Raw genomic sequence first — 26,826 nt, forward strand, 5'->3', positions numbered from 1 at the left:
TTTATGCAAGGAAGGAGCCATTCGTACGATTAATGCGTCACCAACGGACGAAAGTCATCGCGGCTCGACAGATCGGCATGATAGAACGCCACGTCCCCGTCTTTCAGCGCGTAACGGCGCCCGTAAGGGTCAACCACGCTCCTGGCGAACCCTTCCATTCCGGTCCATTGGTTCATCAGCGGCGCGCGAATATATTGGAGATACGGGTTCCCGGTCTGCCCGCTTCGCACGGTTTCGATGTTGAAGTTAACAACGATATACCCCTGCTTCAAAAAGATCGCCGACCGATCCGTCAGCCCCCCATGCGTCCGTCCATACTCGGCCACGTTCGTGCCTGCCGGAACGGCAAACAATTCGGCCGGCAGGCTGTACTCGCCGTACCATCGTTGCACCGCGGCATTCACTCTCGCCGGGTCGACGCCGGAGGGGATTCCCGTTTTCGGGCCAATCAACGTGCGCACGCCTTCCGGCAAACGCAGCAGGCTGAAGCTGCCGACGGCTGTTTTTTGCAGCGACTGCTTCTGGATGTACCACTGCACGAACTGGCTGCGCCCGATCCCGGCCACCTGGTTAAATGTATAGTCGTGATCGTATTGATACAATGCCGTATCCGTCAGTTCCTCGATCGGCACGTTCCTTAACCGTTCGTTCAAAATCACGTAGCGCTGCACTTGATCCGAGGCCGAGCCGATTCGAACATAGCTCCGATTCCCGGTATGGTAATACAAATCGACAGGCTGCCGTTTTCCGTCTTTGGCGTTGATGAAATCAAACGACGGGGTGATCACGATTTGATCCAGGGGGCCAAACATATTCCCTTTTGTTTTCAGGTCGAATTTGAAATGATACCCTGTTTTGATCACCGCGTTTTTGTACAGCGGATGGCTTCCCGGACGAACCGGCAGCGTGTACAGCGGTGGGTTGCCTCTTGGCGCCCCGTCAATTCCGTTGAGTCCCACCCAATAAGCCGCCCCTGACGGTGTCCGGCTTCCCGGGGCTGCCCGAAACACGCCTTCCCAGTTGTAATCGGCGATATCCGTCACCCGAAAATCGTATACCCGCCCGATCACGTCAACCGGCACGGTACCGTAGGCGATATGATGAATGAGATTCAGGTTGGCGTTGGTCTGCGCCGTCGCTCCGGAAGGCGCATTATGCGCGATGTTGCGGAACTCCACGGTATAAAACCCTTCATCCACCCAAACGGGCAGGTAGAAGGCAAATTGCTCCCGGGACTTGTCCACTTCGATCCAGGTGTTTTTCGGATAAAACGCCGCCTTCGTCCCCTCGTACACATCAAACGGGAAGCGAACCTGCTTGCTGCCGATATACTTCACATAATCCCGGTTCCCATACCCCAAGTAATTCGTGTGCTGACCGCTATTCGGCATCATGACCAGGAAAGGCCGATCCAAAATGACCGCCGACCGCCCCGCCGCCGGAGTGGTTTTCTGATTATGGGCCCGATCGTCGGAGACGCCGGGATACATCACCACGGGCGTATGTACGGTAACGCTGTTGATGCCGGAGATAGGGAAGCTTTTGTCGGAGCCGCCGTTGATATTGCCGCTCATAAGCCCATAGTAAATCGTCCCTGTACTTGGCTGATCCGCTCGATTCGTCTTGCTTGTAGGAATCACATGACCCGGACTATACAGTACATTTTCATTGATTTGAGGCGCGACGGGAATCTGACTTGGCCGCGGTCCAGACCGGCTCGTTTCAGCTCCGTTCATGAGAGTGGTTCCGTTAAAATTCAAGGTGTCATTTTTCACTTTGACTTCTTCGACGGCGCTTTCCGCAAAAGATTTCAAGTTCTCCCCACTCACATCCGGTCTTTCTTTCCCTCCGGATTTGCTACCTGGCGGGGCTTCTACCGGATTTTCCGGAGATGGCGGCGTATACCCACTTGACTTGGATGTCGAATAAGAAGGCGGGGTATATCCCGATGGCTGTATCCGAATTCCATTGCCCTCAAAAGCGTAATTTTGCAACGCCGCTTCGTTGATCTTGTATACTTCCAGGTTATCAATCACCCAAAATGAATATTGCCGCTCGATGGTGTACGATTTCGTCACCGTTTCCGTATCCGTTTGCGGATCGGGTTCTTCACGAGGCGTTCCGTCAGGACCGGTGACTGTCTTTCTCGGGTCCCACGTTAACGTATACTCCCGATGGACCGTAATATCAAACGTACATTTTCCGCTCATCTCCACGAACTTATTTTGGGTTAAGTAGCTTTTTGCAAGAACATTCCCGTATAAGCTCTCTGATGTCGGTATACCATCCAGCACATTAAATCGTTCGGATCCACGGCGATCTGCCCTAATAACCGCGCTGACCGCAGGATCGTTAAGTGGAACATCGATGACGTTCCCGCTGGGGGCGGGTTGTGTGCATTGGCCTCCCCCACCAGGAGGTGGCTCATCCTTTTCATAGTAGAAATAGATATAGTAGGTCGAGAATTTGCCGTCGTAGGTGAATCCTGGCGGATTTCCTTTGTCCTTTGGTCCACCAACGGGTTCTACATCTTCATTTGTTTGATAACCTTGATATGTATAATTAGTTGGTGCTGACATTGGTTTAAAGGAATACGATTGACCCTTGATGAGCTGTTTTGTTTCATTACGGAAACCATCAATCCCGTCTAGCGATTGACCCGTCGTTGTAAAGAACTTAATAACCGCTTGCCCTTTCTCAGGTTCTAACTCGATGGTAAGCATGGAAGGAAAGTAGTAACGGTAGCCAATAACTCCTGGATCTAGGCCCCCGCCGCCTGTATGGGTTATGTCTTCACCTGCATTGCCTGGCTGAGACGTTGTTAATGTTCCTGTGACTTGGACCTTAAAGGAAATCGTACTGGTTCCAATCCCGGTCAATGATCCGGATCGGACAGAATTAAAATTATTACTCATGAATCGTTCCATTTGAGCCCAGTTCATCGAATTGTACCGCGATGTATTCCATATATTTAAACCATTATCCCAATCACTGGGACTTTTGAACCTAGCTACTTGCACACTTTTTATTTTTCGGTCTGGAAAGCTGAAAGAATAGGGGAACGTAATATTTACTGATCCGCCCGGGCTACCATCGCCTGTCCAAGTTACCCCATCCGATCTCCGCCAAATATCCGAACTAAATAGGGCAACGAAATAATATTTGTTAGGATCGTTTCTGTCTTGAGTCGTTGGTAATGTGCCAGCCGCTTCTACATTTGGAGGAACTACAAAGCTGCTAAATACTATTAATAAGGCCAATACGTTCAATAAAATTCTCTTTATCATAGGGTTCTATCCCCCACCTATTTAAACGGATTCTCAATGACCGTTAAAGCATTGGAGGATATATCTACCACAATATATTCAACCTGTGCTAGTTTGAATTTTTCAAAATTCGGGTCTATATCTACATCATGGCCGCTTTTGACCGCATAGGTCACGGTCTGCGTTTTATCCGGATTAGTTACTGTAAGACTTCTTATGGGGTTTCTTGATCTTGCACTAAATTTAGAACCAATAAAAAGTAAGTTAGAACCACCGTTAGTTGAAACATGCATTTTCAATCCCTCAATGCTCCCCTGCTTGACTGGCCATATGTCATAAATCACCCGATCCCCAATCTTTAAGGGAAGCTGATCCGCTTTAATCACGTTAACAGTGGCATACTTTGTTCCCTCGACACTTGTTAGAATCCACGTATGATCACCAATCAACTTGGTAAACTCACTAACAGGTACACTTTTTACTCCTGCTTCTTCCGGAGTCGGTATCTCCTTCTTGCCGATCCAGACCCAATTAGAAGGGCCATCCCATTCAACGCTCTCCCCAAGGTTCTCACTAACAAAGCGCAGCGGTATATAAGTCCGGCCTTTTACAGCCTTAGCTTGGGTATCCATCTTTACCTGTTTACCGTCAACCACAGCGATGTTGCTCCCAAGGGTAAGAACAATCGTCTTTCCCTCCTTTTTGTACGTTACGGTTTTGCCGGTGTACCCTACTTCGGCACCAAGGGCTTCGCCAACACCACGAAGCGGTACTTGAACACGGCCATTTTCCGATACCGGATCGCCGCCATCGAACTTTACCTTACGTCCATCGACCAAGACGGCTAGTTTAGGCCTGCCCACAATCTCAGTAGATCCAGCCGCTTTCGCATCCAAAACTTGAAATCCCCCAAGAACAATCGCTCCACAAATCAACACCGCCAACATTTTTTTCATGGTTACTCACTCCTCATTAATTTGGCTTCCAACCGCTTGCGAACCATCATTAAAATTCGAACAAACCCGCCACTAACCATTAACCACGCTTCCGGCTGAATCAAGAACACTCCCAACGTACCGCTATTCCTACGCTTGTGTGCATAAAATAAATTGGATATAATAAGGATAAAGAAGGGAAGGGACGAGGCACATTCGCCCCTCCCGGAAAAGGATGTTGCCCTAACGTTTGCGGCGGTGGGAGCCATCCTTTTTTCTTTTGCCCGCAAAAATCAATTCGGACAAGAGCCTGCGGACTTCGGACCATTCTTGTAGGACCTTCTTCAAAGCCCCCAATAACGCTCCGGCGAACACCAATCCCGCTATCGTTGCATTCAACATATCCATTTTCCGATCACCTCCCTTGAAGGGAAAGTGTCCCTTCTGCATCCTTACCAACAGGCAATGCATCCAGGAAAATGATGTATCTTCACTTATTCGCTCCCTTTTTTCATAAGCCTCCTTTGTTCTTGCTTTTTTGATAAATTCATCCATTTTACGCAAAGAAAAAAGCACACCTCGTCATCCGAATGATGTCAAGGTGTGCTTCACCTGCCACATATTATAATCCATATCCCGTAAATTGAAAAGACACCCCATCCCTCCGCAAGGAATAAAGTGCCTTGGCTTATTTCATAGGATGAAATATGTACCCCCGCCTTGGTTTAGCTAAACCACGTTTTGATCATAATCGCATCCGATGCCAAAAAGACCAGTAGGCTGATGATCCCAAAAGCGATAGCGAACAGGTTTTTCTTCGGACGCTCCGTCACCAGACGGATGACGCCGATCAAAATGACGATCGTGAACAAAATCATAAAAATATCAAACCCGTTAAATGTCGTTGCTTTTGCTGTTTCTTCCGCTGCTCGGAGCAACATCGCGAAACCTCCTCTTGAAATCCACGAAATCACAACTCTTCTTCTATGTTATCTTCCCTCCCGTTCGGATGCAAGAGGAAAGACAAGATTTTGTCAAACTTTTCGCTAAATCCACATATTTAACTCCGGATTTATTCTCTATTTTATGCCGATGGTCATTGACAAATACATTATCACCACTTCTTTGGTTCTTCATAAGGAAGTTTGATGCCCGAAAGTCCCTTTCTTTATTTACGCTAATTCTCATCTATGGTACCATGAAAATTAATCTTATTCATAGTTTAATTGTCGGAATTAAACGAGTGGGATCAAAGGGAGGTTATCGCATGGCTTATGAACCGATATGGACCGCGGATTCGGAGAAATTAAACAAATTTGAATTCGTTAAATTGGAAAAAGACGGGCTGGACGTTATCCGCACAATCATTGAGGAGTATGCGGTTAAAGGCTACGACTCCATTCCTGCGGACGATATGGACCGTTTCAAATGGGCCGGCGTCTATCAGCAAAAACCGAAGGATGGTCACTTCATGATGCGCGTTCGCATCAATACCGGAATCATGACCACGGAGCAAGCGCGTGCCCTGGCCGGGATTGCCCGCTTGTACGGCCGCGATCTAGTGGACGTGACGACGCGTCAGGCCATTCAATTCCACTGGCTGCGGGTGGAGCATTTGCCGGATATTTTCAAGCGGCTGGAGGACGTCGGTTTGTATTCGTTCGAGGCCTGCGGAGACTGCCCGCGCACCATTGTCGGGAACCCGCTCGCCGGGATCGATAAAGACGAATTGCTCGATACGACGGAGATCGTGGAGGAGGTTAACCGCTTTTTCCTGATGAACCGGGACTTCTCCAACCTGCCGCGAAAATATAAAATGTCGATCTCCGCGAATATCTATAATAACGCCCAAGCGGAAATCAACGATCTGGCCTTTACGCCAGCGGTCAAGGTGATCGATGGGAAAGAGGTCGTCGGTTTCCATGCCATGGTTGGCGGCGGTTTATCCGCGAAGCCGCATTTGGCCAAACCGCTGGACATTTTCGTCAGACCGGAGGAAGTGCTGAAGGTTGCGATTGGGGTCACTACGATATTCCGCGATTACGGGTACCGGGAAAAACGCCACCACGCCCGCCTGAAATTTCTGGTCGCCGATTGGGGACCGGAGAAATTCAAAGAGAAGCTGGTCGAACTCATTGGCGAGTTGGAGTCCCGCGGGGAAGACAAGACCGTCGGCTGGCAAGCGGCCTATTTCGACGGGGTGCATCCGCAGAAACAGGAAGGGCTTCATTATATCGGACTCAACGTACCGGTTGGCCGGTTAAACGCCGAGGAGTTGGAGCAGTTGGCCGACGTGGCCGACCAATACGGTGAAGGTAAAATCCGCACCACCATGTCGCAAAATATTTTGCTCAGCGGCATTCCGGACGACAAGGTGGAGGAAGCGCTCAACGCGCCGGTACTGCAGCGGTTAACGCCGTTTCCGAAGCATTTTATGAGCCGGACCGTATCCTGCACGGGCAATGAATTTTGCAACCTGGCCATCGTGGAAACGAAGCGGCGCGCGGCAGAAGTGGCGGAGTATCTGGACCGGCATGTGGAACTGGACGAGAAGGTCCGCATCCACTTTATCGGCTGCCCGAACGCCTGCGGACAGAAGCACATCGCCGATATCGGATTGCAGGGTTCCTTGGTCAAGACGCCGGAAGGTATGGTTGATGCGTTCGATATTGCGGTAGGTGGTACCCTGGGCGGCGGAGCGAACGGACCCCAGGCCCAGTTTAACCAAGCGCTCAAAGGGCGCGTCAAAGGCGACCAAGTCGCCCACGTCCTTGCGCAACTGCTGCTGTTCTACAAAACGAAGCGGAATCCCTCCGAGTCCTTTCACGACTTCGTCCTGCGCGTCGGTATTCCGGCGTTCCAGGAGCAATTGAGCCAAATTTTGGAGGCGGGCATCGCCTCGTAAATCCCATTTTAGTTCAAGCAGGATTTGTGATAGCATCAGAACTAGAAGGATACATTAAAAAGAGCGGAGATGCGCGAACATCACCACTCGGCAACAGCCGCTTTTAAGGGCGGTAGGCTGAAGGAATTATGCAAGCGGAAATAGGTCGGTTACCTTCCAGTGGTGCGGCCTATTTCTTTTTGTTTTGGTTTAATGCTGAGACGATCGTAACGATCAGCCCGATCAACGCAATATGAAGCGTACCAAAGCTAATCATTAACGCCAGAGCATCCTTAGCCTCATATACCACATATAGAATTAGGTTAATATCAAAGCAGCCCCCTTACGGAGAGCCCTGCAAAACGAATACAGTTTCTGTAAAAAGCAACCCAGTACCCCTTCGGTGCTGGGTTTGCTGTATACTGGAAGAAAAAGAGAAGCGAGTTGAGCCGTTTTGCTGCAGCCAGCCAGACAACTAACCGCATCATTCCATGCGGAGCTATATCAGCTTGTGCCGGAAGACCATCTGCTTCGCAAGATCGATGCTGCGGTGGATTTCGGATTTGTATACGAACTAGTGGAGGATTCCTACTGCAAGTATTACGGCAGACCGGCAAACGAGCCGGAACTGTTGTTTCGCCTGCTGTTCTTACAGATCCTGTACAACCTCTCGGATGAGCGAATGATTCAGGAAGCTGAGGTGAATCTGGCTTACAAGTGGTTTCTCGGGATCAATCCGGAGGATCCGCTGCCAGACGCCTCCCAGCTGTCGCGGTTTCGTAATCACCGGCTAGGAGCAAGTCAGGTCGAAGACGTACTGAAGCATGTAGTCAGTCAATGCATTGAGCAAGGCTTAGTCAAAAGCAAAACCATTATCCTGGATGCCACGCATACACGGGCCGGCAGCCCAAAACAAAAGCCGTTCGACGTGCTGCGTGACGCGGCCAAGCGTCTGTTTCGCGTCGTAGTCAAACGCCACCCCAAGTTGGAGAAGAAACTACCTAAGCTGCCCTCCGTTAAAAGCGAAGATACGGAAGCGGAGAAAACCATGCTGACCTACTTGGCGCAACTGGGAGAGACCGTGGAGGAACTGCTTCCGGACCATGAAGGAGCGGTGAGTGAGAAACTGGGCATCGCCAAACAAATCATCGAGGATGAGCGACTCCTCTCACAAAAGGGGATTCTCTCCGCCATCGACCCGGATGCACGTTTCGGCTGGAAGAGTAGTAGCAAATCGTTCTTTGGCTACAAAGAACATATCGCCATGACGGAGGAAGAGATCATTACCGCGCTGGAGGTAACACCGGGAAGCACTGACGACGGCAAGCAATTACCGGCATTGCTCGAACAAACCACAGCAAACGGTGTAACCGTAAACGAAATCATTGCGGATACCGCCTATTCGGGCAAGGATAATCTGGCGAGAATGAAAAAGGAAACCATATCGCCTGTCGTGCCCTTAAACCCAATTGTCCACGAAGGGGGCGAGCGTCAAGAAGGATTCGAGTATAACAAGGATGCCGATTTCGTCGTTTGTCCGGCCGGTGAGCGAAACAAACGGAAGGCGATTCAAGGCAGCAAGACCAGCGGAGAGAGCCGATCACTCGTCTTTTACTTTGACGTCGAGAAATGCAAAACCTGTCCGCTGCGCGAAGGATGCTACAAGCCGGGCGCCAAGAGTAAGACTTACTCGATTCGGATCATCGCCGAACATTATAAGGAACAGATCGAGTTCGAGTTCAGTGATACGTTCAAGGAACGAATCAAGCGCAGACCGATCATTGAACACAAGAACGCGGAAATGAAGAGATTCCACGGTATGGATACAGCCAGGTACCGGGGTCTCTTCCGCATGCGAATACAAGCCTACCTCACCGCGTTTGTTGTAAACGTAAAACGGATGGTGAAGTTAAAAGAGCAAAAGCAGCCCATCCTCGGGTGAGGATGAAGCTGCTTTTTCCGTTTTATCGAATTTATTTTCCAGTTCCGAGCCCCCAATAACCTAGAAACGAGGCTTTTGCAGGGCTCTCCTTACGGAGGCTGCTTTGATTTATGTCTATACGACTTCCCGATCTTCCACTTCCACTTCGTTAAGCTGCGCAGTGCGTTCCGTATCCCGCTTGAGGATCGGAGCCAGGTAACGGCCGGTATAGGAGTTCTCCACCTTCACGATGGCCTCCGGCGTGCCGGTAGCAATCACCGTTCCTCCCCCGCTGCCGCCTTCCGGGCCCAAGTCGATCAGGTAATCCGCCGTCTTGATCACGTCCAGGTTGTGTTCAATGACGAGCACCGTTTCCCCGGAATCAACCAGGCGATGGAGCACCTTAAGCAGCCGATCGATGTCGTCAACATGCAGGCCGGTCGTCGGTTCGTCCAGGATGTAAATCGTTTTGCCCGTGCTGCGCCGATACAATTCCGAAGCCAACTTCACGCGTTGGGCTTCCCCGCCGGACAGCGTCGTAGCCGGTTGTCCCAGCGTCACGTAACCCAAACCAACGTCCAGCAGCGTTTGCAGCTTGCGATGAATTTTCGGAATGTTCTGGAAAAACTCCGTGGCATCCTCGATCGTCATCTCCAGCACATCGGCAATACTCTTGTTTTTATACTTCACTTCCAACGTCTCCCGGTTGTACCGCTTGCCTTTGCAAACTTCGCAAGGAACATAAACGTCCGGCAGGAAGTGCATTTCGATTTTGATGATCCCGTCGCCTTTGCAGGCTTCGCAGCGGCCGCCTTTGATGTTGAAGCTGAAGCGGCCTTTCTTGTAGCCGCGCACCTTCGCCTCGGTCGTTTGCGAGAACAGGTCGCGAATGTCGTCAAAAACGCCGGTGTACGTCGCCGGATTGGATCGCGGGGTGCGGCCGATCGGAGACTGGTCGATATCGACGACTTTATCCACATGCTCAAGCCCCTTGATCTCCTTGTATTGCCCCGGACGCACTCTCGCCCGATTCAGGTCGCGGGCCAGGGTCTTATACAGGATTTCATTGACGAGAGTCGATTTCCCCGAGCCGGATACCCCAGTCACGGCCGTAAACACGCCGATCGGGAATTTCACGTTGATGTTCTTCAGATTGTTCTCCTTGGCGCCTTTAACCTCTAACCAGCGGCCGTCCGGCTTGCGCCGCGTCAACGGCACCGGAATAAACTTCTTGCCGCTTAAATATTGGCCGGTCAGCGAACGCGAATCGTTCATCACTTCCTGCGGCGTCCCTTGTGAGATCACCTGGCCGCCGTGAATCCCTGCCCCGGGCCCGATATCGATGATATGATCCGCGGCCAGCATCGTATCTTCGTCGTGCTCGACGACGATCAACGTATTGCCGAGATCGCGCATATGAGTCAGCGTCGAGATCAGTTTATCGTTGTCCCGTTGATGCAGCCCGATGCTCGGCTCGTCAAGGATATACAGGACGCCCATCAGGCTGGAGCCGATTTGCGTAGCCAGTCGGATCCGCTGCGCCTCACCGCCGGACAAAGTGCCGGCCGCCCGGCTAAGCGTCAGATATTCCAAACCGACGTTCACCAGAAACCCCAGCCGACTGTTGATTTCCTTCAAGATCAGGTTGGCGATGGATTTTTCCTTGTCCGTAAGCTCCAGATTATTAAAAAATTCTCTTGCATCGCCGATCGACAATGACGTTACATCCGCGATGTTCCGATTGTTGATCGTCACCGCCAGGACTTCCTTCTTCAACCGATGTCCATGACAGGTGCCGCAAGGTTTGGAGCCCATAAACTCCTCGATGAACTCGCGAATGCCCTCCGAGGCCGTATCCCGGTAACGCCGCTCCAGGTTGGGGATGACCCCCTCGAACGTTACGTAGGCATCTCTACTCATGCCAAAGTCGTTCTCATAGCGGAACCGAACCTTCGTTTCTCCGGTCCCGTACAGCAGCTTGTCCATCTGATCGGCGGTCAGCTCGGAAACCGGTACATTTTGCGGAATATGGAAATGCTCGCAAACCGATCTCAAGAATTGCGGATAGTAGTTGGAGGTACCGCCCGCCCAGGCTTCAAAAGCGCCCTCTTCAATGGATTTGGACCGGTCCGAGATGAGCAGATCTTTGTCGATAATCATCTTCACGCCAAGTCCGTCGCATTCCGGACACGCCCCGAACGGGCTGTTGAACGAAAACATCCGCGGCGACAGCTCCTCGATACTGAACCCGCAAATCGGGCAGGCATAGTTGGAGCTAAAGCGAAGCTCCTCTTGGCCGATTATATCGACGAGGATTTGCCCGCCGGACATTTTGAGCGCCGTTTCGATGGAGTCGGCTAGCCGGCTGCGTGCATCCTCTTTGACCACGATCCGGTCAACGATGACCTCGATGGTGTGCTTTTTGGTCTTCTCGAGTTCAATGTCCTCCGACAGATCGCGTTGTTCTCCATCCACCCGAACCCGGACGAAGCCTTGCTTGGCGATTTCGCTGAGCAAGCTTTTGTGCTCGCCTTTTTTGCCGGAAATGACGGGGGCCAAAATCTGCAATCTCGTCCGTTCCGGATACTGCATAATGCGGTCAACCATCTGCTCCACGGTCTGGGACGTAATTTCGATCCCATGCTCCGGGCAGTGCGGATGCCCGATCCGGGCAAACAAGAGGCGAAGATAGTCATAGATTTCCGTGACCGTCCCCACCGTTGAACGCGGGTTGCGGCTTGTCGTCTTCTGGTCGATGGAAATGGCCGGGGACAAGCCTTCGATCGAATCCACGTCCGGCTTATCCATCTGCCCGAGAAATTGCCGGGCATAAGCGGACAACGACTCGACGTACCGCCGCTGCCCCTCGGCATAAATCGTATCGAAGGCGAGCGAAGACTTGCCGGAGCCGCTCAGCCCCGTAAGCACGACGAACTTGTCGCGCGGTATGGTGATATCTATGTTTTTCAGATTATGCGCTCTGGCGCCTTTGATGACGATGCTCTCTCTACCCAACAACTTCATCTCCCTTATTTAGATGATGTTTAAAAATCGGCTTCCCATCACGATGCTATTCACAGGATCACATCCGGCGTCGAATCTTGAATTCAGTCGGTCGCTCCGTTGCTCACGTAGGTCTGCCTACGCTCCGCTACTCACTCTCTCCTTCATCCAACCTTCTCGGTGCTGAGTCGGATGTCAAAAGCCTAACGGACCGTAGAGACCTTATTCGTCCATTTCCCGGATATTTCCCGGGCTAACGGACACCAGCGGCCTTATTTGATAGGAACAGCTGCTTTTTCGGTCGCATTCGAGTAAACAACGTCTCCTCGGTCCGTTAAAAGGAGAAACTGTACTCTCATGAGCAAATAAGGTCGCTCAGTTCCGTTACAACAGCCTGAACCCGGCCATTTCGGCGAGAGATCGGTGAGAGACCGGCGTGAGGCAGCGGTCTCCGGCGAGAAACGGCGAGAGGCGGCGTGCTCCAGCATGCGGCGGTGCGAGCCGGCCTGAGCCTGCACCGCACGGTGTCCGCCATAGCGGGCCCATGCCGGCCCAAAAGCCGGCCCAGCGAACCCGCGGCGGCCCAGCCTAGAGGTCGGCCAACGACGCTGATCACGGCGGCCGAACCGCAGCCAGCGAGCTCCGTGCCCCAACGCCGCGATCCCGCCGTCCCCAACCTTATCAACCGGCCCAGCGAGCTTGGAGCGAGCAGGACAGCGCCGCTCCGTCACTCCGCGCGCAGCTCCAGGATCGCGTCGCGCAGTTCGGCGGCGCGCTCGAACTGCAGGTTCTTGGCCGCTTCCTTCATCTCGGCCTCGAGGCGGCCGATCATCGCTTCGCGATCGCGTTTGGACATCTTGCCCTTGGCATCGGCCAGGTAGTCGTTTTTGCTTTCCGCCACCTTGGTGGCCTCGATCACATCGCGAACTCTCTTGCGGATCGTCTGCGGCGTGATGCCGTGCTTCTCGTTGTAGGCGATCTGAATGCTGCGCCGCCGCTCGGTTTCCTTGATCGCCCGATCCATCGACTCGGTGATCGAATCGCCGTACATCAGGACTCGGCCGTCCGCATTCCGCGCGGCCCGCCCGATCGTCTGGATCAGCGAGCGCTCCGAGCGGAGGAACCCTTCCTTGTCGGCGTCCAAAATCGCCACAAGCGAAACCTCCGGCAAGTCGAGACCCTCCCGCAGCAGATTGATTCCGATCAGCACGTGGAACGTCCCCAGCCGCAGATCGCGCAAAATCGTCATCCGTTCCAACGTTTTGATGTCGGAGTGAAGATACCTGACCTTGATCCCCACTTCCTTGAGGTAATCGGTCAAATCCTCCGCCATCTTCTTGGTCAGCGTTGTCACCAGCACGCGTTCGTCCTTGGCGATGCGGTCGCGGATTTCCCCGATCAGATCGTCGATCTGCCCCTTCGTCGGGCGCACCTCGATGACCGGGTCCAGCAGACCCGTCGGACGGATAATCTGCTGCACCATCGTGTCGCAGTGCTCGATCTCGTAAGGCCCCGGCGTTGCGGATACATAGATGAGCTGCGTCGCCTTCTCTTCAAACTCCTCGAACCGCAGCGGGCGGTTATCCAGCGCCGAAGGCAGGCGGAAGCCGTGATCCACCAGCACGTTCTTGCGCGCCTGGTCCCCGTTGTACATCGCCCGAATCTGCGGCAGCGTAACGTGGGACTCGTCGATGACAATCAGCATATCGTCCGGAAAATAGTCCAGCAACGTATACGGCGTCGCCCCCCGCTCACGGAAGGTCAGCGGTCCCGAGTAGTTCTCGATCCCGGAGCAGAAGCCGACCTCCTTCATCATTTCGATGTCGTACCGCGTCCGCTGCTCCAGCCTCTGGGCTTCCAGCAGCTTCCCCTGCGCGCGGAATTCGGCCAGCCGTTCTTCCAACTCGCGTTCGATGTTCTTGATGGCGATCTTCATCGTTTCTTCCTGGGTCACGAAGTGAGACGCCGGGAAGATCGCCACATGCTCGCGTTCGCCGATCAATTCGCCGGTCAGCACGTCGATTTCCGTGATCCGTTCGATCTCGTCGCCGAAAAACTCCACCCGAATCGCCTGCTCGCCCCGGGATGCCGGGAAGATTTCCAGCACATCGCCGCGCACCCGAAACGTGCCGCGCACGAAATTCAAATCGTTCCGTTGATATTGGATATCCACCAGCCGGCTCAAAATCTGATTGCGCGGCTTCTCCATTCCCACCCGCAGCGACAGCACCAAATTGCGGTACTCCATCGGCGAACCGAGGCCGTAGATGCACGACACGCTGGCCACGATAATGACGTCCCGCCGTTCGAACAGCGCGCTTGTCGCCGAGTGCCGCAGTTTATCGATTTCTTCGTTAATGCTGGAGTCTTTCTCGATATAAGTGTCTGAGGAAGGAATGTAGGCTTCCGGCTGGTAATAGTCGTAGTAACTGACGAAGTAGTCGACCGAGTTGTTGGGGAAAAATTCGCGAAACTCGCTGGCCAGCTGCGCCGCCAACGTCTTGTTATGCGCGATGACCAGGGTGGGCCGTCCGAGCTTCGCGATCGTATGCGCGATCGTAAACGTCTTCCCCGTCCCTGTCGCTCCGAGCAGGGTCTGGTGTTTTTTCCCGGCAAGCACGCCCTCCACCAGTTCTCGCACCGCCTCCGGCTGATCCCCTTGCGGCGTATATTCGGAGATCAGCTCAAATTTATTGTCGCTAACCACGATTTCACTCATTGTCCAACATCACCCTATCGTCTAAAATGGAATACTAGAGGCGTCTTTCGGTATTCGTTCTATCTGCACATGAGAGGATTGCCTCCGCATGTTCGGTTCCCGATATAAACTAGGATCGTCATGATTCCGATGAATAAATCAAGCCTAACCCGTGAGCTCCTTCCTAAATTTATCAAAATAGGAATAGGTGTTCCCATGTATTATACCTTTTTCATCTTATAGATGCAAACAGTAAGTCGAGAATAGGAGTTGTACACAATCCATGGATATTGCAACGTTGATAGGCATCATTGTTGGACTGGCCGCCCTGGTGGGCGGATTTATGCTGGAAGGCGGTCAGTTGACCGGTTTGCTGCAGGTCACTGCCGCTCTCATCGTATTTGGCGGCACCTTCGCCGCCGTGTTGGTCAGTTTCCCCGTCGCCAAGCTGCGCACGGTGCCCAAAGCGCTGGCGCTGGCGTTCATGAGCAAAACCCCGGCACAGGGCGACACGATCGAAGATATCGCCTCGATGTCGTCGATTTCCCGCCGCGAAGGCGTATTGGCTTTGGAGAAAAAAGCCGCCGAACATCAGGATCCTTTTTTGCGCGAAGGCATTCAGTTGGTGGTGGATGGGACGGACCGCGAGATGGTACGGCAGATCATGGAGCTCGAGATCGATGCGGTTGCGAAAAAATATGACGGCTACGCCAAAATCTTCGAATCGGCCGGCGGGTACGCTCCGACGATGGGGATTATCGGTACGGTGATGGGGCTGATCCACGTGCTCGGCAGCTTGTCCGAGCCGACGGCGTTGGGGCCTTCGATCGCGCTGGCATTTACGGCGACGTTGTACGGGGTGGCGAGCGCCAACCTGATTTTCCTTCCGATTGCCTCCAAAATCAAAGCGCGCTGCGACGACGAGATCGACCGGATGGAGATGATGCTGGAAGGCATCCTGTCGATCCAGAACGGCGACCATCCTTTGCTCGTGCGGCGCAAGCTGGAGTCTTTTACCGCCGAGACCACGCGGCTCCTGCCGGAATTCGAACCGGAAAAGCCCACTACGTTCGGAAGCGGCTCCCGCATGCGCAGCTCCGAGGAGAATGAGCTATGAGATTGTCCAGCAAATCGGGCAAAGCCGCCGAACCGGACCGTTTGCCGAGGGAACCGCGCCGGCGCGGCCGCCGAGCGGAGCGTAACGATACGAAGGACCGCTGGATGATCACCTATGCGGATTTGATTACGCTGCTGTTGATTTTTTTCGTGATGATGTATGCCATGAGCCGGTTGGACGTGGAAAAATATGAAGTGGTGACCGCCTCCCTGCAGCACACGTTCAAAGGCGGGGATTCCATCCTGGACCTGGGCAGCGGGATCACGGGAACGGAGGACCGGTACAGCCACAGGAATCCGCCAGCTTCGGCCGATAGCGGCAGCAAGCAAGGCGAGGGACAAGCCACGGCGAGGCAAGCGGACAGCACCGACCAAGGGCCGTTGACGGAGCGGGAGCTCGCTTTTCGCAAGCAGGAGGAAGAGCTCGCCAACTTGATGCAGGTGATTGAGAGTTATATCAAGGACAATTCGCTTGAGGGTCAGATCCGCGTGGCCGACTTGCCGAAAGGCATCTCGATCACGTTAAGCGACCGGTTCCTGTTCGATACCGGGAAAGCCGAATTGAAAAGCGGATCCGCCAAGACGCTAACCCAGTTGGCCAGCTTGTTCCGTCAGCTCGACACGGTGATCAGCATCGAGGGCCATACCGATAATCTGCCGATCGTGTACGCGTCGGAATTCAAGGACAACTGGGAGCTGTCGGGGGCGAGGGCGCTGTCGGTGCTAAGGTTCTTCATCGACAAGGAGAATCTCGATCCGCTACACTTCCAATACGCCGGTTACGCCGACACCCGCCCGGCTGCCGACAACGACACTTCCGAAGGCCGCCAGAAGAACCGCCGGGTGGAAATCACGGTGCTGCGGCAGTTGCAGCAATAGGGGCGGAGGGCGCTTGACGGAACAGGAACATTGCCTGCGTTCAGCCATGTTCCGTCAACTCTGAACGCTAGTAGGGATGGCCCGGTTCACGGTCTAGTCCAAGATTTGGGGGTTTGGGGTTTGCGTCCCTGAACCTTGAGACCCTGGTCCATACGCCTCCCTGCACTCTAAAGGACCTCAGAGACGCTATTCGCTATTTCCCGGCCTATTTCCCCAGCTAACGGACGGGAGAAACCTTATTGGCTGGCATATCGGCGTTAACACAAAAAATTACACCATATAACGTCCCTGGAGTCCGTTAGAATTCAAGACCAGTTACTGTGAATGAAATAAGGGCACTACGGTCCGTTACAATCAACGGCTCAGCGGGTACCTCCTAATCAAAACCTCCTACGAAAACTATTGCCAGAGTACGTTAGACGCGATAAACTATGTTCAACTAGGCTGTGAAGCACACGCCGTCTTGATCCTCGTTCTACCCTTAGTTGGTGGAATGGGATCGGGGCGGCGTTTTTATTTTCACAAATGGAGGGAAGGTTGAGTTGGAATGAAGTTTAATCAAGCTTTTGATGCGTGGATGGCCCGTCAAATGGAGGAGGAGAAGAACCCCAGACGGTTGGAGCTCCTCAAAAAGGGATTGGGACATGGTACCATGGAATTTTTGCGATTCGTCTGGTTCCCTGCCGTTGGACAATTTGATTACTTATCCCCGGAATGGGAGGTGCGGGATTTCAACAACGGTTATCGGTACTTGGACCTCGCTTATCTCCCGGGGGCAGGCTCGGCGAAAGGGGCCATTGAAATTCAAGGATACGGCCCCCACGCGAGGGATTTGGACGTCCGGCGCTTTAAGGATTTATGCTGGCGCCACAGCTTGCTGGCACTGGACGGTTGGACGCTACTCCCGGTCGCTTATTTGTCTGTCGTGGAGGAGCCGAAACAATGCCAACAGCTGATCTTGTCATTTATCGGCAGGTTCATGACTACAACGGTACAACCAGACTTGGATTGGCTGGAGGCGGAAACGGTACGTTTTGCGAGGCGGCTGCTACGGCCCTTTAGTCCACTTGAGCTGTCGGAGCATTTGCGGATTACGGACCGTCATGCCAGACGTATCTTGCATGGGTTGGCGCAAAAACAGGAACTATCCGTTGCCAGCGGAAAAAAACGTTACCGGACTTATCGCCTTGCGCGTTAAGGGCCACCCGTACTCCCAACTCAGGATTTTTAGCAACGGACCCCAGTGACCTTATTTGCTATTTCCCACAGTATTTCCTGCCCTAACGGACTGAGGAGCACTTATTTCAGGTAAAATAGAGGGGTCACTCTCCATTCCGGTCAAATAAGAGCATCTGAGTCCGTCACCCCCCCAGGGCTGCTTATCTCATGCAAATAGCGGCATCCGGGTCCGTTAGCCAAGCACCCCCCGCCGGGGAGAGGCAATGGCCTCCCCGGCGGGGGGTGCTGCGCCGCGCGGCAGCCCTGCGGCCCGCGGGCCTGGCACGGGCCTGGCGCCGCGGCACCGCGCGCGCGGCCTACGCCTCGGCGGCCGGGCCCGGCCCGTCGGCCGCCGCCGGCGCGCCGCCGTCCGCCCGCGCTTCGCGCTGCGGCGCGGCCGTGGCGCCCCGAGCGCCGCGCACCGCGCGGGCGCTCGCGCGCGGGCGCAGCAGCTGCAGCAGCGACAGCGGCTGCAGCCGGACCGCCGCCGGCGCCAGCTCATCCGGCGCGAGGATCGCGCCGAGTTGGTGGTGGTCGCCGGCGTAGATGGCGCGCTGGAGGAATTTGCTCTCGCCCGCGAGATTCAGCACCTCCAGCTTGCAAAAAGCCGGGTTGATCCGCAGCGCCGCATGCAGATCTTCCTTGGTCGGCACCGGCACGCCGTTGACCTTGACGATCGACTCGCCGGCCCGAATGCCCAGCTCTTCCGCCGGGCTGCCCGGCAGCACCGCCAGCACCTTCAGTCCCCCCTGCGGGTGGACGAACAACGGGCTGCGCTGCTGCTCCTCGTAACGGCTCAGCCAGATCAGCGCTTCGTGCAGCACGAACGCCGCGAGTGCGGCCACCGGCAGCAGCGGGCTCCACCAGGCCGTAAGCAGGGCCAGCACGGTGACGACCGCGCCGTAACCCAGCAGCCGCGCCGATGAGATGCGCGCTTTGTCTTTCGGCAGCAGCCCCATCGTCATCTCCGAGAACCCGAGCACGATCGGCAGCGCCATCAGGCTAAAGCCGCCCTGCCACGCATCCCCGCCGAACAACGGCGTCCACGGCAGCAACCCGCCGGCCGTCTGCGCCGGAACGAGCAGGAACAGCGGCACCGGCCACAAGCTCTGCATCTGGTACCCGCCGATCAGCTTGCCCCGTTTGCCTTCATAAAACAACGGGCCGGCAAACGAAGCGCCCTGCCAGCGAACCAACAGGCCCTCCGCCAGATGCAGCAGCCCCACCAGGCAGAGCAGCGCCGGAATATCCAATTCCCGGACGATCCGCACGACGTCGCTCACCAAGCCGCTGCCCGCAAACCCGGGGAACAAGTTCAGCGCAAACTGGATTAGGCCGAGCAATCCCACGGCGTAAGCCAAACATAAATAGCGGATGCGGAGCAACATCAGCACGAACGTAACCGCCCAAAGACAGAGGATCCCCTCCATCGTCAAATTCATTCCCAGGAAAGCGAAAACGACGGAAGCCGCCAGCCCCGTCAGCAAACCGCTAAGGGCGGTTCGCCAGGTCTGCAAGCCCCAGCTGTGCAGGCGAACATGAAACAGACGGCGCTCCAGCACCACCTGCCTGCGATAAATCAGCAGGACGACGATGATCGAAATATAGTAAAACGGCTGCAGCAACAGCTGCGCCCCCGCTTCCGCCAGACTCCACAATCCTTCCAGAATGAGATCCAAGGGGTGCTCACGCTCCTTTTTCCGTATAAGCTAAACATTTCCATTCAGAAAAACGCGGAGGTTCAACTGATAATCTACCGCCAAATCAGAAAAAAAGAGGGCCGGATTTCAGCCCTCTAAGGGATTCGACATTTACGAGGCGATTTCCTTCCGCACGATCTCCAGCGCACGATTAAGCTGTGCGTCGTTCTTCGGATCGCGGATCTGCTTGACCAGGCTGCTTTCCAGCGCCACGGCAGTTTTCTCATCCAGCACGCCGCTTGCCGTAAGCTTCTGGTCGGCCTGGAACTTTTTCAGCGCCTTCTCAGTGTTCTTATCGAAGTAACCGTCCTTCCGGCCCGGGTCGTATCCGAGTCCGTTCAGCATCGTTTGGGCGCTTTTGATATCCTCGCCGAGCATATCGTATTTGTACGTTTTTTCCTTATTGATTGGGGCCACCGTAAAATAATCCGGCTGGGACACCGCAATGTCCGGCTGGATCCCCTTCTTGTGAACCCATTCGCCGTTTGGCGTCAGCCATTTGGCGATGGTGATTTTCAGCAGGCTGCCGTCGCCCATCTCCTGGCTGTAGCTCGATTGCACCGTGCCTTTGCCGTAGGTGGCTTCGCCAACCAGCTTCGCCCCCGCGGATTCCTGCAGGGCTCCGGCCAGGATCTCCGAGGCGCTCGCGCTGCCCTTGTTGGTGACAACGGCGATCGGATAGGACTTGCTGCTGCCTTTGGAAACCGACTGCTGCCGGCGTTTGTACTTGTCTTCGATCTGGACGATCGCTTTGCCCTTCGGCACGAACATCTCCGCCATCGTCTCGACGATGTCAAGCACCCCGCCCGGATTACTCCGCACGTCGATCACCAGGCCCTTCATGCCTTGTTTCTCCAAAGCGTCCAGCTCTTTTTTGAAACGATCCGCCGTATTGAGCGAAAACTCGGTCACCTCGATGACCCCGATCTTTCCTTCCTTCATCTCCGCGTACACGGTTTCCAGCGCGATGTCGTTGCGGACGATCTCAAATTCCAGCGGGCTGGCGATACCGGCCCGTTTGACCTTCACTTTGGCCTTCGTCCCCTTCGGCCCGCGGATTTTGGACACCGCCTCGTTCAGGCTCAAGCCCTCGAACGATTCGCCGTTCACCGACAGCAGGATATCCTTCGGCTGAATGCCGGCTTTTTCCGCAGGAGAGCCCTTGATTGGAGAAACGACGACCACATTGCCGTTCTCCATGGACACTTCCGCTCCGATTCCCGTAAACGATCCCTCGATCTGCTCCGAAAATTGCTGCGCCGTATCGGGCGCCATATAGGAGGAAAACGGATCCTCCAGCGCTTTCATCATCCCGTCGATGGCTCCGTCAACCAGTTTGTTCGCATCGACGTCCTCGACGTAATTTTTCTCGACCAGTTTCAGGGCCGTTTCGATTTTTCGAATACCATCCTTCGAGCTTGGGTTGGCGGTATCGGCAAAAATTCCGCTGCGCAGCGGTCCCGTACCGGCAAAGCTCCATTCCCCCGTCAGCGTTAACGTCAACAAGCTGCTGACCAGCATCGCTGCGACAACGAGCAGGGTTACCGTACGACCTTTAAACATCCTATCACCGCCTCCAAAAGATGGACGCGCCCGGGAACGTGCCCGGCCCGTCCGAATTTGAACGTCCCATAGTATATGTCCCGCCTATGAGAAATATTTACAATATAAGGTGGTTTTAAAATCGGCTTATGATCACGATGCACTTTCATGTTGCCTAATCGACATCGAATCTTGAATTCAGCCGAGCCTTCCGCTGCTCACGTAGCCTACGACTACGCTCCGCTGCTCAGTCTCTAGCTTCATCCAACCTTCTCGGTGTTAATAACCCTATTTTAAAACTTTCATCTTACCTGGTGGTTTTAAAATCGGCTTATGATCACGATGCACTTTCATGTTGCCTAGTCGACGTCGAATCTTGAATTCAGCCGAGCCCACCTAAAACTGAAATCAAACGGGGAAAACGGACCCGGCCCAAAGGGCGGTATCCGTTTTCGCTCGAACACTATAGCTATTTTATTACAAATAAGGCATCGGGTCTACCGGGTTCCCGTTAATTCGAACTTCAAAGTGGCAGTGCGGACCGGTTGAGTTGCCGGTGCTGCCGACTTCGGCGATTTTTTCGCCCTTTTTGACCTGCTGGCCTTTTTCCACCTTGATCCCGCCATTGCGGATATGCCCGTAAAGCGTCCATACGTTGTCGCCATGGTCGATGATCACCGTATTTCCGTAACCGCTCCACCATTCCGCGATGATCACGACGCCGTCTTCCGCCGCATGGATGTCCGTGCCTTGAGGGGCCGCGAAATCCACGCCGGTATGCTTCTTCTTCACACCGGTAATCGGATGGATCCGCATACCGTAACCGGAGGAGAGCCGTGCCCCTTCCACCGGCAAACCGAACGAACCGCCGTTGCCTTTGAATCCGCCCGAACCGTTGGAACTCTTTTTATATTTGTATACTTGAGCGGCCTTCAGCTTGTTCTTCTCCTGCTCCAGCGCCGCCCGTTTCGTCGCCAGTTCGATCAGGAGCGCTTCCTGCTCTTCGCTGATATCTTCGGATTGTTCAATGTCAGCGTTGTATTTCGCGATCAGCTGCTGCTTTTCGACCTCTTTGGCTTCCAAATCGCTTTTGCGCGCTTCCGCATCGGCGTACAGCTGCTTCACTTTTGCATAATCCTGCTCCAGCTGTTGCTTCTGCTGCACGATCAGCTCTTTATCCCGTTTGTGCTCGTCGAGCAGGATATGATCCTGATTCGCAATCGCCTGTAAAGAATCGGCCCGCTCCAGAAAATCGGTGAAGCTGGTGGAGGACAGCAGCACGTCCAGATAGGAAACGGCGCCATCCGTATACATCAACCGGACACGGGTATCGAGCAGATCCGAACGCTCCTCGATCCGGGCCTGGGTCTCGTCCAGTTTTTCCGCAGTTGTACGCAAGTCTTGCTCGGTCTGGTCGATTTCCATCGAGATCTGGGTCAGCTCGTTGCTGACAACGTCGATCTGCCCCAGCAATTGTTTGAGGTAATTCGTGTTTTTATTAACGTAATGCTGTGCTTCCTGTTTCTGGTTTGCGGCCTTCTCCTGCTGTTTTTTGGCTTGCTTGGCCTGTTCCTGAAGCTGCTTCAGCTCTTTGTCGATCTGGCTGATGGTTTTCGTCTTGGCGAAGCCTTCGGTAGGTTGGAAGATTAAAGCGGCTAATGCGACAACGGTGATCGTGGTTACCCATTTCTTCAACTTCGTTTCCCCATCCTTTTTCAATATTCTCCATCTTAACGGAACTGAGCGCCGCTATTTGGGCAAATTCAAGGTTCGGTTGCAGCTAACGGAACCAGCAGCCCTTATTTAGCCAGTTGCTATCGTCTTCTCGGCTTTCAAGGGCCAATAAGGGCACTCCGTTCCGTCAGAAAATAAAATGGCGGTAATTTAGCCAAATAAGAGCGTTCAGTTCCGTTATCGTCCGACCGCCCGATTGGTACGACCAACGGCCCTCCCGCCTCCGCTACACCTTCAAAAACTTCCGGATCGACATCGTACTTCCCCAGATCCCGATCAGAAGCCCCAGGCCAACGAGCAGTCCGCCCAGTTCCAAGCCGATCTCGCTTAGCGGAACCAGTTGAATGGCCAGCGTAACGTCGGCTTTGACCGAGGATACCAGCTCGTTGTAGCTGAAGAACAACACGCCTACGGTGATCAAAGAGCCGATCAGACCGATCAATGCCCCCTCCACGAAAAACGGCCACCGAATAAAGGTATTCGTCGCGCCGACCAGTTTCATGATGCCGATTTCGCGGCGGCGAGCCAAAATCGTCACCCGAATCGTGTTGGAAATGAGGAACATCGCCATCAGACCCAGGCCAACCACGAAAGCGAACCCGATATTGCGGATCGCCCGGGTGATTTTGAACAATTTTTCCACCGTGCCTTGTCCGTAATTGACTTTATAGATCGGTTTTTCCTCGTATTTATCGTTCAGCGCGGTAATTTTGCTGGCCACGTAAGGCACGGTCGTCGGCTCGATCACCTGAACCTCAAACGTGTCGGGAATCGGGTTTGTTGTCTCGTCGTAACCCTCCAGCAAGTCCTTGCCTTCCTCGCCGAGTTTCTCGCGGAAATCCTTCAGGCCTTCGGCCTTAGGGATCAGCGTGACTTTGCTGACTTCTTCCATCGAGCCAATGTCGTTATAAATCTGGTCGCGTACGGCTTCGGTCACATCCGAGTTCAAATAAGCCTTAATCTGCACCTGGCTGTCCGCCTCATCGGCAAACGAATTGACGTTTAGCACAAGCAGGGTAAACACGCCTAAAATCAGCAGCGAGACGATGATCGAGGTCACGGACGCGACCGTCATCCAGCCGTTGCGAAACACGCTCTTCGCGCCTTCCCGCAAATGCCGTAAGAGGGTGCTAAAAGTCATAACCGTAATCCCCTCTCAGCTGGTCTCGCACAATGTTGCCGTGTTCGATGGCGATGACGCGTTTGCGCATCGTGTTCACAATCTCTTTGTTGTGGGTAGCCATAACGATGGTGGTGCCGCGGAAATTGATTTCATCCAGCAGTTGCATGATGCCCCAGGAGGTCTCGGGATCGAGGTTTCCCGTAGGCTCGTCCGCAATGATGACGGACGGATTGTTGACGATCGCCCGGGCGATCGCCACCCGTTGCTGCTCTCCGCCGGATAGTTGGGAAGGATCGCGGCCCGCTTTATTTTTCAGCCCGACGAGGTCGAGCACTTCCATCACGCGTTTCTTGATGACCTTCTTGGGGGCTTCGATCACCTCTAAAGCAAAGGCCACGTTCTCATAGGCCGACAGTTTCGGAAGCAGGCGAAAATCCTGGAAAATCACCCCGATATTTCGGCGCACATAAGGAATTTTGCGAGGTTTGAGCTTGCCGATGTTAAATCCGTTTACGGAAATCTGCCCTTTCGTGGGCACTTCCTCCCGGTAAATTAGTTTCATGAAAGTCGATTTCCCTGCGCCGGAGGGACCAACCAAATACACGAATTCATTACGGTCAATTTTGACCGAAACGCCTTTAAGGGCGTGGGTTCCATTCGGATATGTCTTCCAGACATCCTGCATTTCTATCACTTAATCACGTCCTAAATCTATGATTCCGGTTCTATAGATGACCCTTTTTTACATTCGACACGTTCCTGTCAAATCCTTTAAAACCCGAGTAAATTCCTTTTCATCCGATTTTTATTGTAACAAAGATGTTACCACTTGAGTACCCGAAAGTTTCCGCCAATTCGATCATACATATGGTTGTACAACGTTCTTTTCTTTGTAAATCAAAGGTCTTAACTTAAAGGAGTCAGCTATGAAAAAGAAACATTTGGCAGTGATCCTCCTCTGCGTCGGGCTCTTGGGCACCGCGTTTTGGGGTGCGTTAACGTTATATGTCGCGCAGGACGGCTTACCCTCGGGCACCCTCGTGGCCGGACTGGAGCTGGGCCGGCGCAATCGCAGCGAAGCCCTGCAACTGCTTGAGCAGGAATTGGCCGCATTACACCGCAAGCAAGTGGTGTTTACGGTGAACGGCAGCGTGAAAACCCTGACTTGGGCGGAAGCCGGGGTTACGTTTGATGCGGAGCATTTTCGGGAGGAAGTCAGGCGGCTGGAGGAGGGATCATTGTGGGACCGCGTTCGGGCACGCAGGAATTTTGACAGGCAGTGGACGCTTACCCTCACCTTCGATCCGCGGAAATTGCAGGCGGTGTTTCCCCCCGAATGGGAAAAAGCTCAGTTTGGCTCCCCGGTCAATGCCGTGCGAACAATTACGGCCGACGATCAGATTCGCTATCTGCCGGGCACTGCGGTCCAGCGGATCGATTGGGATCGATTGTTGGAGACGGTGCCGAAGCGGCTTGGGGAGGAAGTGCGCCGACTGGAGAAGAATTCATGGCATGAACCGGCGCCGACACCGGCGGTGTTATCATTGTCGAAGCAGCTTCCGGCGTTGCGATTTGCCGTGCCGCTGAAGACCGTACAGCCCAAGGTCACCGTGGAATTGCTTCAAAAAGAAGGCATCCGCCGCAAAATCGTGCAGTTCTCCACCAGCCTGCAGACCAGCGGGGCCGGGCGGGTGCATAACGTGGATTCGGCCGCCCGCAGCATCGACGGGACCGTGCTGGCCCCGGGCGAGATTTTCGATTACGGCAAGGCGGTCGAATATGCGGAGAGGACGTTTGGCTTCCAAGAGGCGCCGGTCATTTTCGGAGGCAGGCTGGTGCCGGGCGTCGGCGGCGGTATATGCCAGGTGTCGAGCACGCTCTACAATGCGGCGGTTCGCGCCGGGCTGTCGATCGTGGAGCGGCGCAACCACTCCCTGCCGGTCAGTTACCTGCCCAAGGGCCAGGACGCCACATTCGCCAAAGGCTACATTAACTTTCGCTTCAAGAACACCTCCGGCCGGCATCTGCTGATCCGCGCCGTGGTGGAACATCGCCAGCTCACCGTCAAGCTGTTCGGAGATATGCCGGAGAACGCGAGCTACACGCTCGAATCGCGCACGACGGAGATCCTCCCTCCGCCGAACAAATATGTGGCGAACGGCTCGCTCCCGGCCGGGAGCCGCCAGGTGCTCGTGCGCGGGAAGGAGGGGTATGTCGTCGAGACGTATCGCATCAAGAAGGTGGACGGCCGCATGGTCGAACGCACGCTGATCTCCAAGGACACGTATCCGGCGCAGCCGACGGTCATCGCAACGCGGAACGGCACGGGTGGCGCGGCCGGTGGCGAGGGGAGCGGAGGCCGCAGCGGGGGGAACGGCGGCAAAGGCGGGGCTGGCAGTAAAGGCGATGGCGGCAACGCTGGGAACGGTGGGAGCAGCGGGAGCGGCGCCGGTACAGGTGGCGGAGGCCGGGACGGCAGAGGCGGTGGCCCCGGGACAGGGCCGGGCGTAGGGCCGGATGCGGGGCCGGGCGTAGGGCCGGATGCGAGGCCGGACACGGGCGGCTCGAACGGCTCCGGCGGCAATTCGGGCAGCTCCGGCGGCAACAATCGCGATAGCAATCGCAGCGGAACCCCCGAGAACGCGCCATCGGAGCGCCTGCCTAATCAAATTTTGGAGGACGGCGTTGCAGGCCCGAATTTTCGGTGAGTAGTGGGGGCCGACGGCCCCCACACCACCTCTAGGCGAACAAGTGAAAAATAACGTTAAAACTTCACCCTATTTTGTCGTTCTTGCGAAATTTGCACT

Annotated in this window: 18 protein-coding genes; 6 read left to right on the forward strand and 12 right to left on the reverse strand. The window is 54.5% G+C overall.

What is annotated here, in order from left to right; all coding sequences use genetic code 11:
* Positions 1 to 29: 29 nt before the first annotated feature.
* From ACZF99_RS23735 to ACZF99_RS23750, 4 genes are all read right to left on the reverse strand, one after another.
* Positions 30 to 3,287, reverse strand: a complete 3,258-nt coding sequence (locus ACZF99_RS23735) for a DUF5704 domain-containing protein (protein WP_483607353.1) — start codon at positions 3,285 to 3,287, stop codon at positions 30 to 32.
* Positions 3,288 to 3,304: 17 nt separating this feature from the next.
* Positions 3,305 to 4,222 (reverse strand): stalk domain-containing protein, encoded by a 918-nt coding sequence (locus tag ACZF99_RS23740; protein ID WP_483607354.1) that lies wholly within the window; start codon positions 4,220 to 4,222, stop codon positions 3,305 to 3,307.
* Positions 4,223 to 4,444: 222 nt separating this feature from the next.
* Positions 4,445 to 4,765 carry a hypothetical protein gene (locus ACZF99_RS23745; protein WP_483607355.1) on the reverse strand — a complete coding sequence of 107 codons (321 nt, stop codon included), beginning with the start codon at positions 4,763 to 4,765 and terminating at the stop codon, positions 4,445 to 4,447.
* A gap of 161 nt (positions 4,766 to 4,926) precedes the next feature.
* Complete coding sequence (locus tag ACZF99_RS23750; RefSeq protein WP_483607356.1) at positions 4,927 to 5,142, reverse strand: hypothetical protein; 216 nt, start codon at positions 5,140 to 5,142, stop codon at positions 4,927 to 4,929.
* A gap of 326 nt (positions 5,143 to 5,468) precedes the next feature.
* Between ACZF99_RS23750 and ACZF99_RS23755 the strand changes: the two genes are divergently transcribed.
* Complete coding sequence (locus ACZF99_RS23755) at positions 5,469 to 7,106, forward strand: nitrite/sulfite reductase (protein WP_483607357.1); 1,638 nt, start codon at positions 5,469 to 5,471, stop codon at positions 7,104 to 7,106.
* Between the two features lie 169 nt (positions 7,107 to 7,275).
* Here the strand turns inward: ACZF99_RS23755 and ACZF99_RS23760 are convergent, their stop codons facing one another.
* A complete protein-coding gene (locus ACZF99_RS23760) occupies positions 7,276 to 7,362 on the reverse strand; it encodes a putative holin-like toxin (protein ID WP_483612930.1) in 87 nt (28 codons plus the stop codon).
* Positions 7,363 to 7,539: 177 nt separating this feature from the next.
* Between ACZF99_RS23760 and ACZF99_RS23765 the strand changes: the two genes are divergently transcribed.
* Positions 7,540 to 9,027, forward strand: a complete 1,488-nt coding sequence (locus ACZF99_RS23765; protein WP_483606049.1) for an IS1182 family transposase — start codon at positions 7,540 to 7,542, stop codon at positions 9,025 to 9,027.
* A 114-nt stretch (positions 9,028 to 9,141) separates the two neighbouring features.
* On the opposite strand, the gene uvrA is transcribed toward ACZF99_RS23765, so the two are convergent.
* Both uvrA and uvrB read right to left on the reverse strand, forming a co-directional pair.
* Positions 9,142 to 12,021 (reverse strand): excinuclease ABC subunit UvrA, encoded by a 2,880-nt coding sequence (gene uvrA / locus ACZF99_RS23770; RefSeq protein WP_483607358.1) that lies wholly within the window; start codon positions 12,019 to 12,021, stop codon positions 9,142 to 9,144.
* 715 nt (positions 12,022 to 12,736) lie between these two features.
* The gene (uvrB, locus tag ACZF99_RS23775) at positions 12,737 to 14,728 is read right to left on the reverse strand and encodes an excinuclease ABC subunit UvrB (protein ID WP_483607359.1); all 1,992 of its coding nucleotides are present in this window, start codon (positions 14,726 to 14,728) and stop codon (positions 12,737 to 12,739) included.
* Between the two features lie 262 nt (positions 14,729 to 14,990).
* Here uvrB and ACZF99_RS23780 point away from each other — a divergent pair, with 262 nt between their 5' ends.
* The 3 genes from ACZF99_RS23780 to ACZF99_RS23790 all read left to right on the forward strand — a co-directional run bounded on the left by ACZF99_RS23780 (position 14,991) and on the right by ACZF99_RS23790 (position 17,900).
* Complete coding sequence (locus ACZF99_RS23780) at positions 14,991 to 15,824, forward strand: flagellar motor protein (protein WP_483607360.1); 834 nt, start codon at positions 14,991 to 14,993, stop codon at positions 15,822 to 15,824.
* Positions 15,821 to 16,702: a flagellar motor protein MotB gene (locus ACZF99_RS23785; protein ID WP_483607361.1), complete on the forward strand. Its 882-nt coding sequence runs from the start codon at positions 15,821 to 15,823 to the stop codon at positions 16,700 to 16,702. The genes ACZF99_RS23780 and ACZF99_RS23785 overlap by 4 nt, the downstream gene beginning before the upstream one ends.
* A 547-nt stretch (positions 16,703 to 17,249) precedes the next feature.
* Complete coding sequence (locus ACZF99_RS23790; RefSeq protein WP_483607362.1) at positions 17,250 to 17,900, forward strand: transcriptional regulator; 651 nt, start codon at positions 17,250 to 17,252, stop codon at positions 17,898 to 17,900.
* Between the two features lie 337 nt (positions 17,901 to 18,237).
* Here the strand turns inward: ACZF99_RS23790 and ACZF99_RS23795 are convergent, their stop codons facing one another.
* The 5 genes from ACZF99_RS23795 to ftsE form a co-directional block, all read right to left on the reverse strand.
* Positions 18,238 to 19,599: a PDZ domain-containing protein gene (locus ACZF99_RS23795; protein WP_483607363.1), complete on the reverse strand. Its 1,362-nt coding sequence runs from the start codon at positions 19,597 to 19,599 to the stop codon at positions 18,238 to 18,240.
* A gap of 132 nt (positions 19,600 to 19,731) precedes the next feature.
* Positions 19,732 to 21,183 (reverse strand): S41 family peptidase, encoded by a 1,452-nt coding sequence (locus tag ACZF99_RS23800; protein WP_483607364.1) that lies wholly within the window; start codon positions 21,181 to 21,183, stop codon positions 19,732 to 19,734.
* A gap of 456 nt (positions 21,184 to 21,639) precedes the next feature.
* Positions 21,640 to 22,857 (reverse strand): murein hydrolase activator EnvC family protein, encoded by a 1,218-nt coding sequence (locus tag ACZF99_RS23805; protein ID WP_483607365.1) that lies wholly within the window; start codon positions 22,855 to 22,857, stop codon positions 21,640 to 21,642.
* Positions 22,858 to 23,122: 265 nt separating this feature from the next.
* Positions 23,123 to 24,037, reverse strand: a complete 915-nt coding sequence (gene ftsX, locus ACZF99_RS23810) for a permease-like cell division protein FtsX (protein ID WP_483607366.1) — start codon at positions 24,035 to 24,037, stop codon at positions 23,123 to 23,125.
* Entirely contained in the window at positions 24,027 to 24,713 is a 687-nt protein-coding gene (gene ftsE, locus ACZF99_RS23815) for a cell division ATP-binding protein FtsE (protein WP_483607367.1), read from the reverse strand. The genes ftsX and ftsE overlap by 11 nt, the downstream gene beginning before the upstream one ends.
* 232 nt (positions 24,714 to 24,945) lie before the next feature.
* Between ftsE and ACZF99_RS23820 the strand changes: the two genes are divergently transcribed.
* A complete protein-coding gene (locus ACZF99_RS23820) occupies positions 24,946 to 26,727 on the forward strand; it encodes a VanW family protein (RefSeq protein WP_483607368.1) in 1,782 nt (593 codons plus the stop codon).
* Positions 26,728 to 26,826 lie beyond the last annotated feature (99 nt).

The sequence above is a fragment of the Paenibacillus sp. JL3B1040 genome (assembly GCF_057063165.1).

What these genes read in the sequence shown, in the direction of transcription:
- ACZF99_RS23735 (WP_483607353.1), bottom strand. Translation starts at nt 3,287, where the DNA reads ATGATAAAGAGAATTTTATTGAACGTATTGGCCTTATTAATAGTATTT.
- ACZF99_RS23740 (WP_483607354.1), bottom strand. Translation starts at nt 4,222, where the DNA reads ATGAAAAAAATGTTGGCGGTGTTGATTTGTGGAGCGATTGTTCTTGGG.
- ACZF99_RS23750 (WP_483607356.1), bottom strand. Translation starts at nt 5,142, where the DNA reads ATGTTGCTCCGAGCAGCGGAAGAAACAGCAAAAGCAACGACATTTAAC.
- ACZF99_RS23755 (WP_483607357.1), top strand. Translation starts at nt 5,469, where the DNA reads ATGGCTTATGAACCGATATGGACCGCGGATTCGGAGAAATTAAACAAA.
- ACZF99_RS23760 (WP_483612930.1), bottom strand. Translation starts at nt 7,362, where the DNA reads ATGATTAGCTTTGGTACGCTTCATATTGCGTTGATCGGGCTGATCGTT.
- uvrB (WP_483607359.1), bottom strand. Translation starts at nt 14,728, where the DNA reads ATGAGTGAAATCGTGGTTAGCGACAATAAATTTGAGCTGATCTCCGAA.
- ACZF99_RS23780 (WP_483607360.1), top strand. Translation starts at nt 14,991, where the DNA reads ATGGATATTGCAACGTTGATAGGCATCATTGTTGGACTGGCCGCCCTG.
- ACZF99_RS23785 (WP_483607361.1), top strand. Translation starts at nt 15,821, where the DNA reads ATGAGATTGTCCAGCAAATCGGGCAAAGCCGCCGAACCGGACCGTTTG.
- ACZF99_RS23790 (WP_483607362.1), top strand. Translation starts at nt 17,250, where the DNA reads ATGAAGTTTAATCAAGCTTTTGATGCGTGGATGGCCCGTCAAATGGAG.
- ACZF99_RS23800 (WP_483607364.1), bottom strand. Translation starts at nt 21,183, where the DNA reads ATGTTTAAAGGTCGTACGGTAACCCTGCTCGTTGTCGCAGCGATGCTG.
- ftsX (WP_483607366.1), bottom strand. Translation starts at nt 24,037, where the DNA reads ATGACTTTTAGCACCCTCTTACGGCATTTGCGGGAAGGCGCGAAGAGC.
- ACZF99_RS23820 (WP_483607368.1), top strand. Translation starts at nt 24,946, where the DNA reads ATGAAAAAGAAACATTTGGCAGTGATCCTCCTCTGCGTCGGGCTCTTG.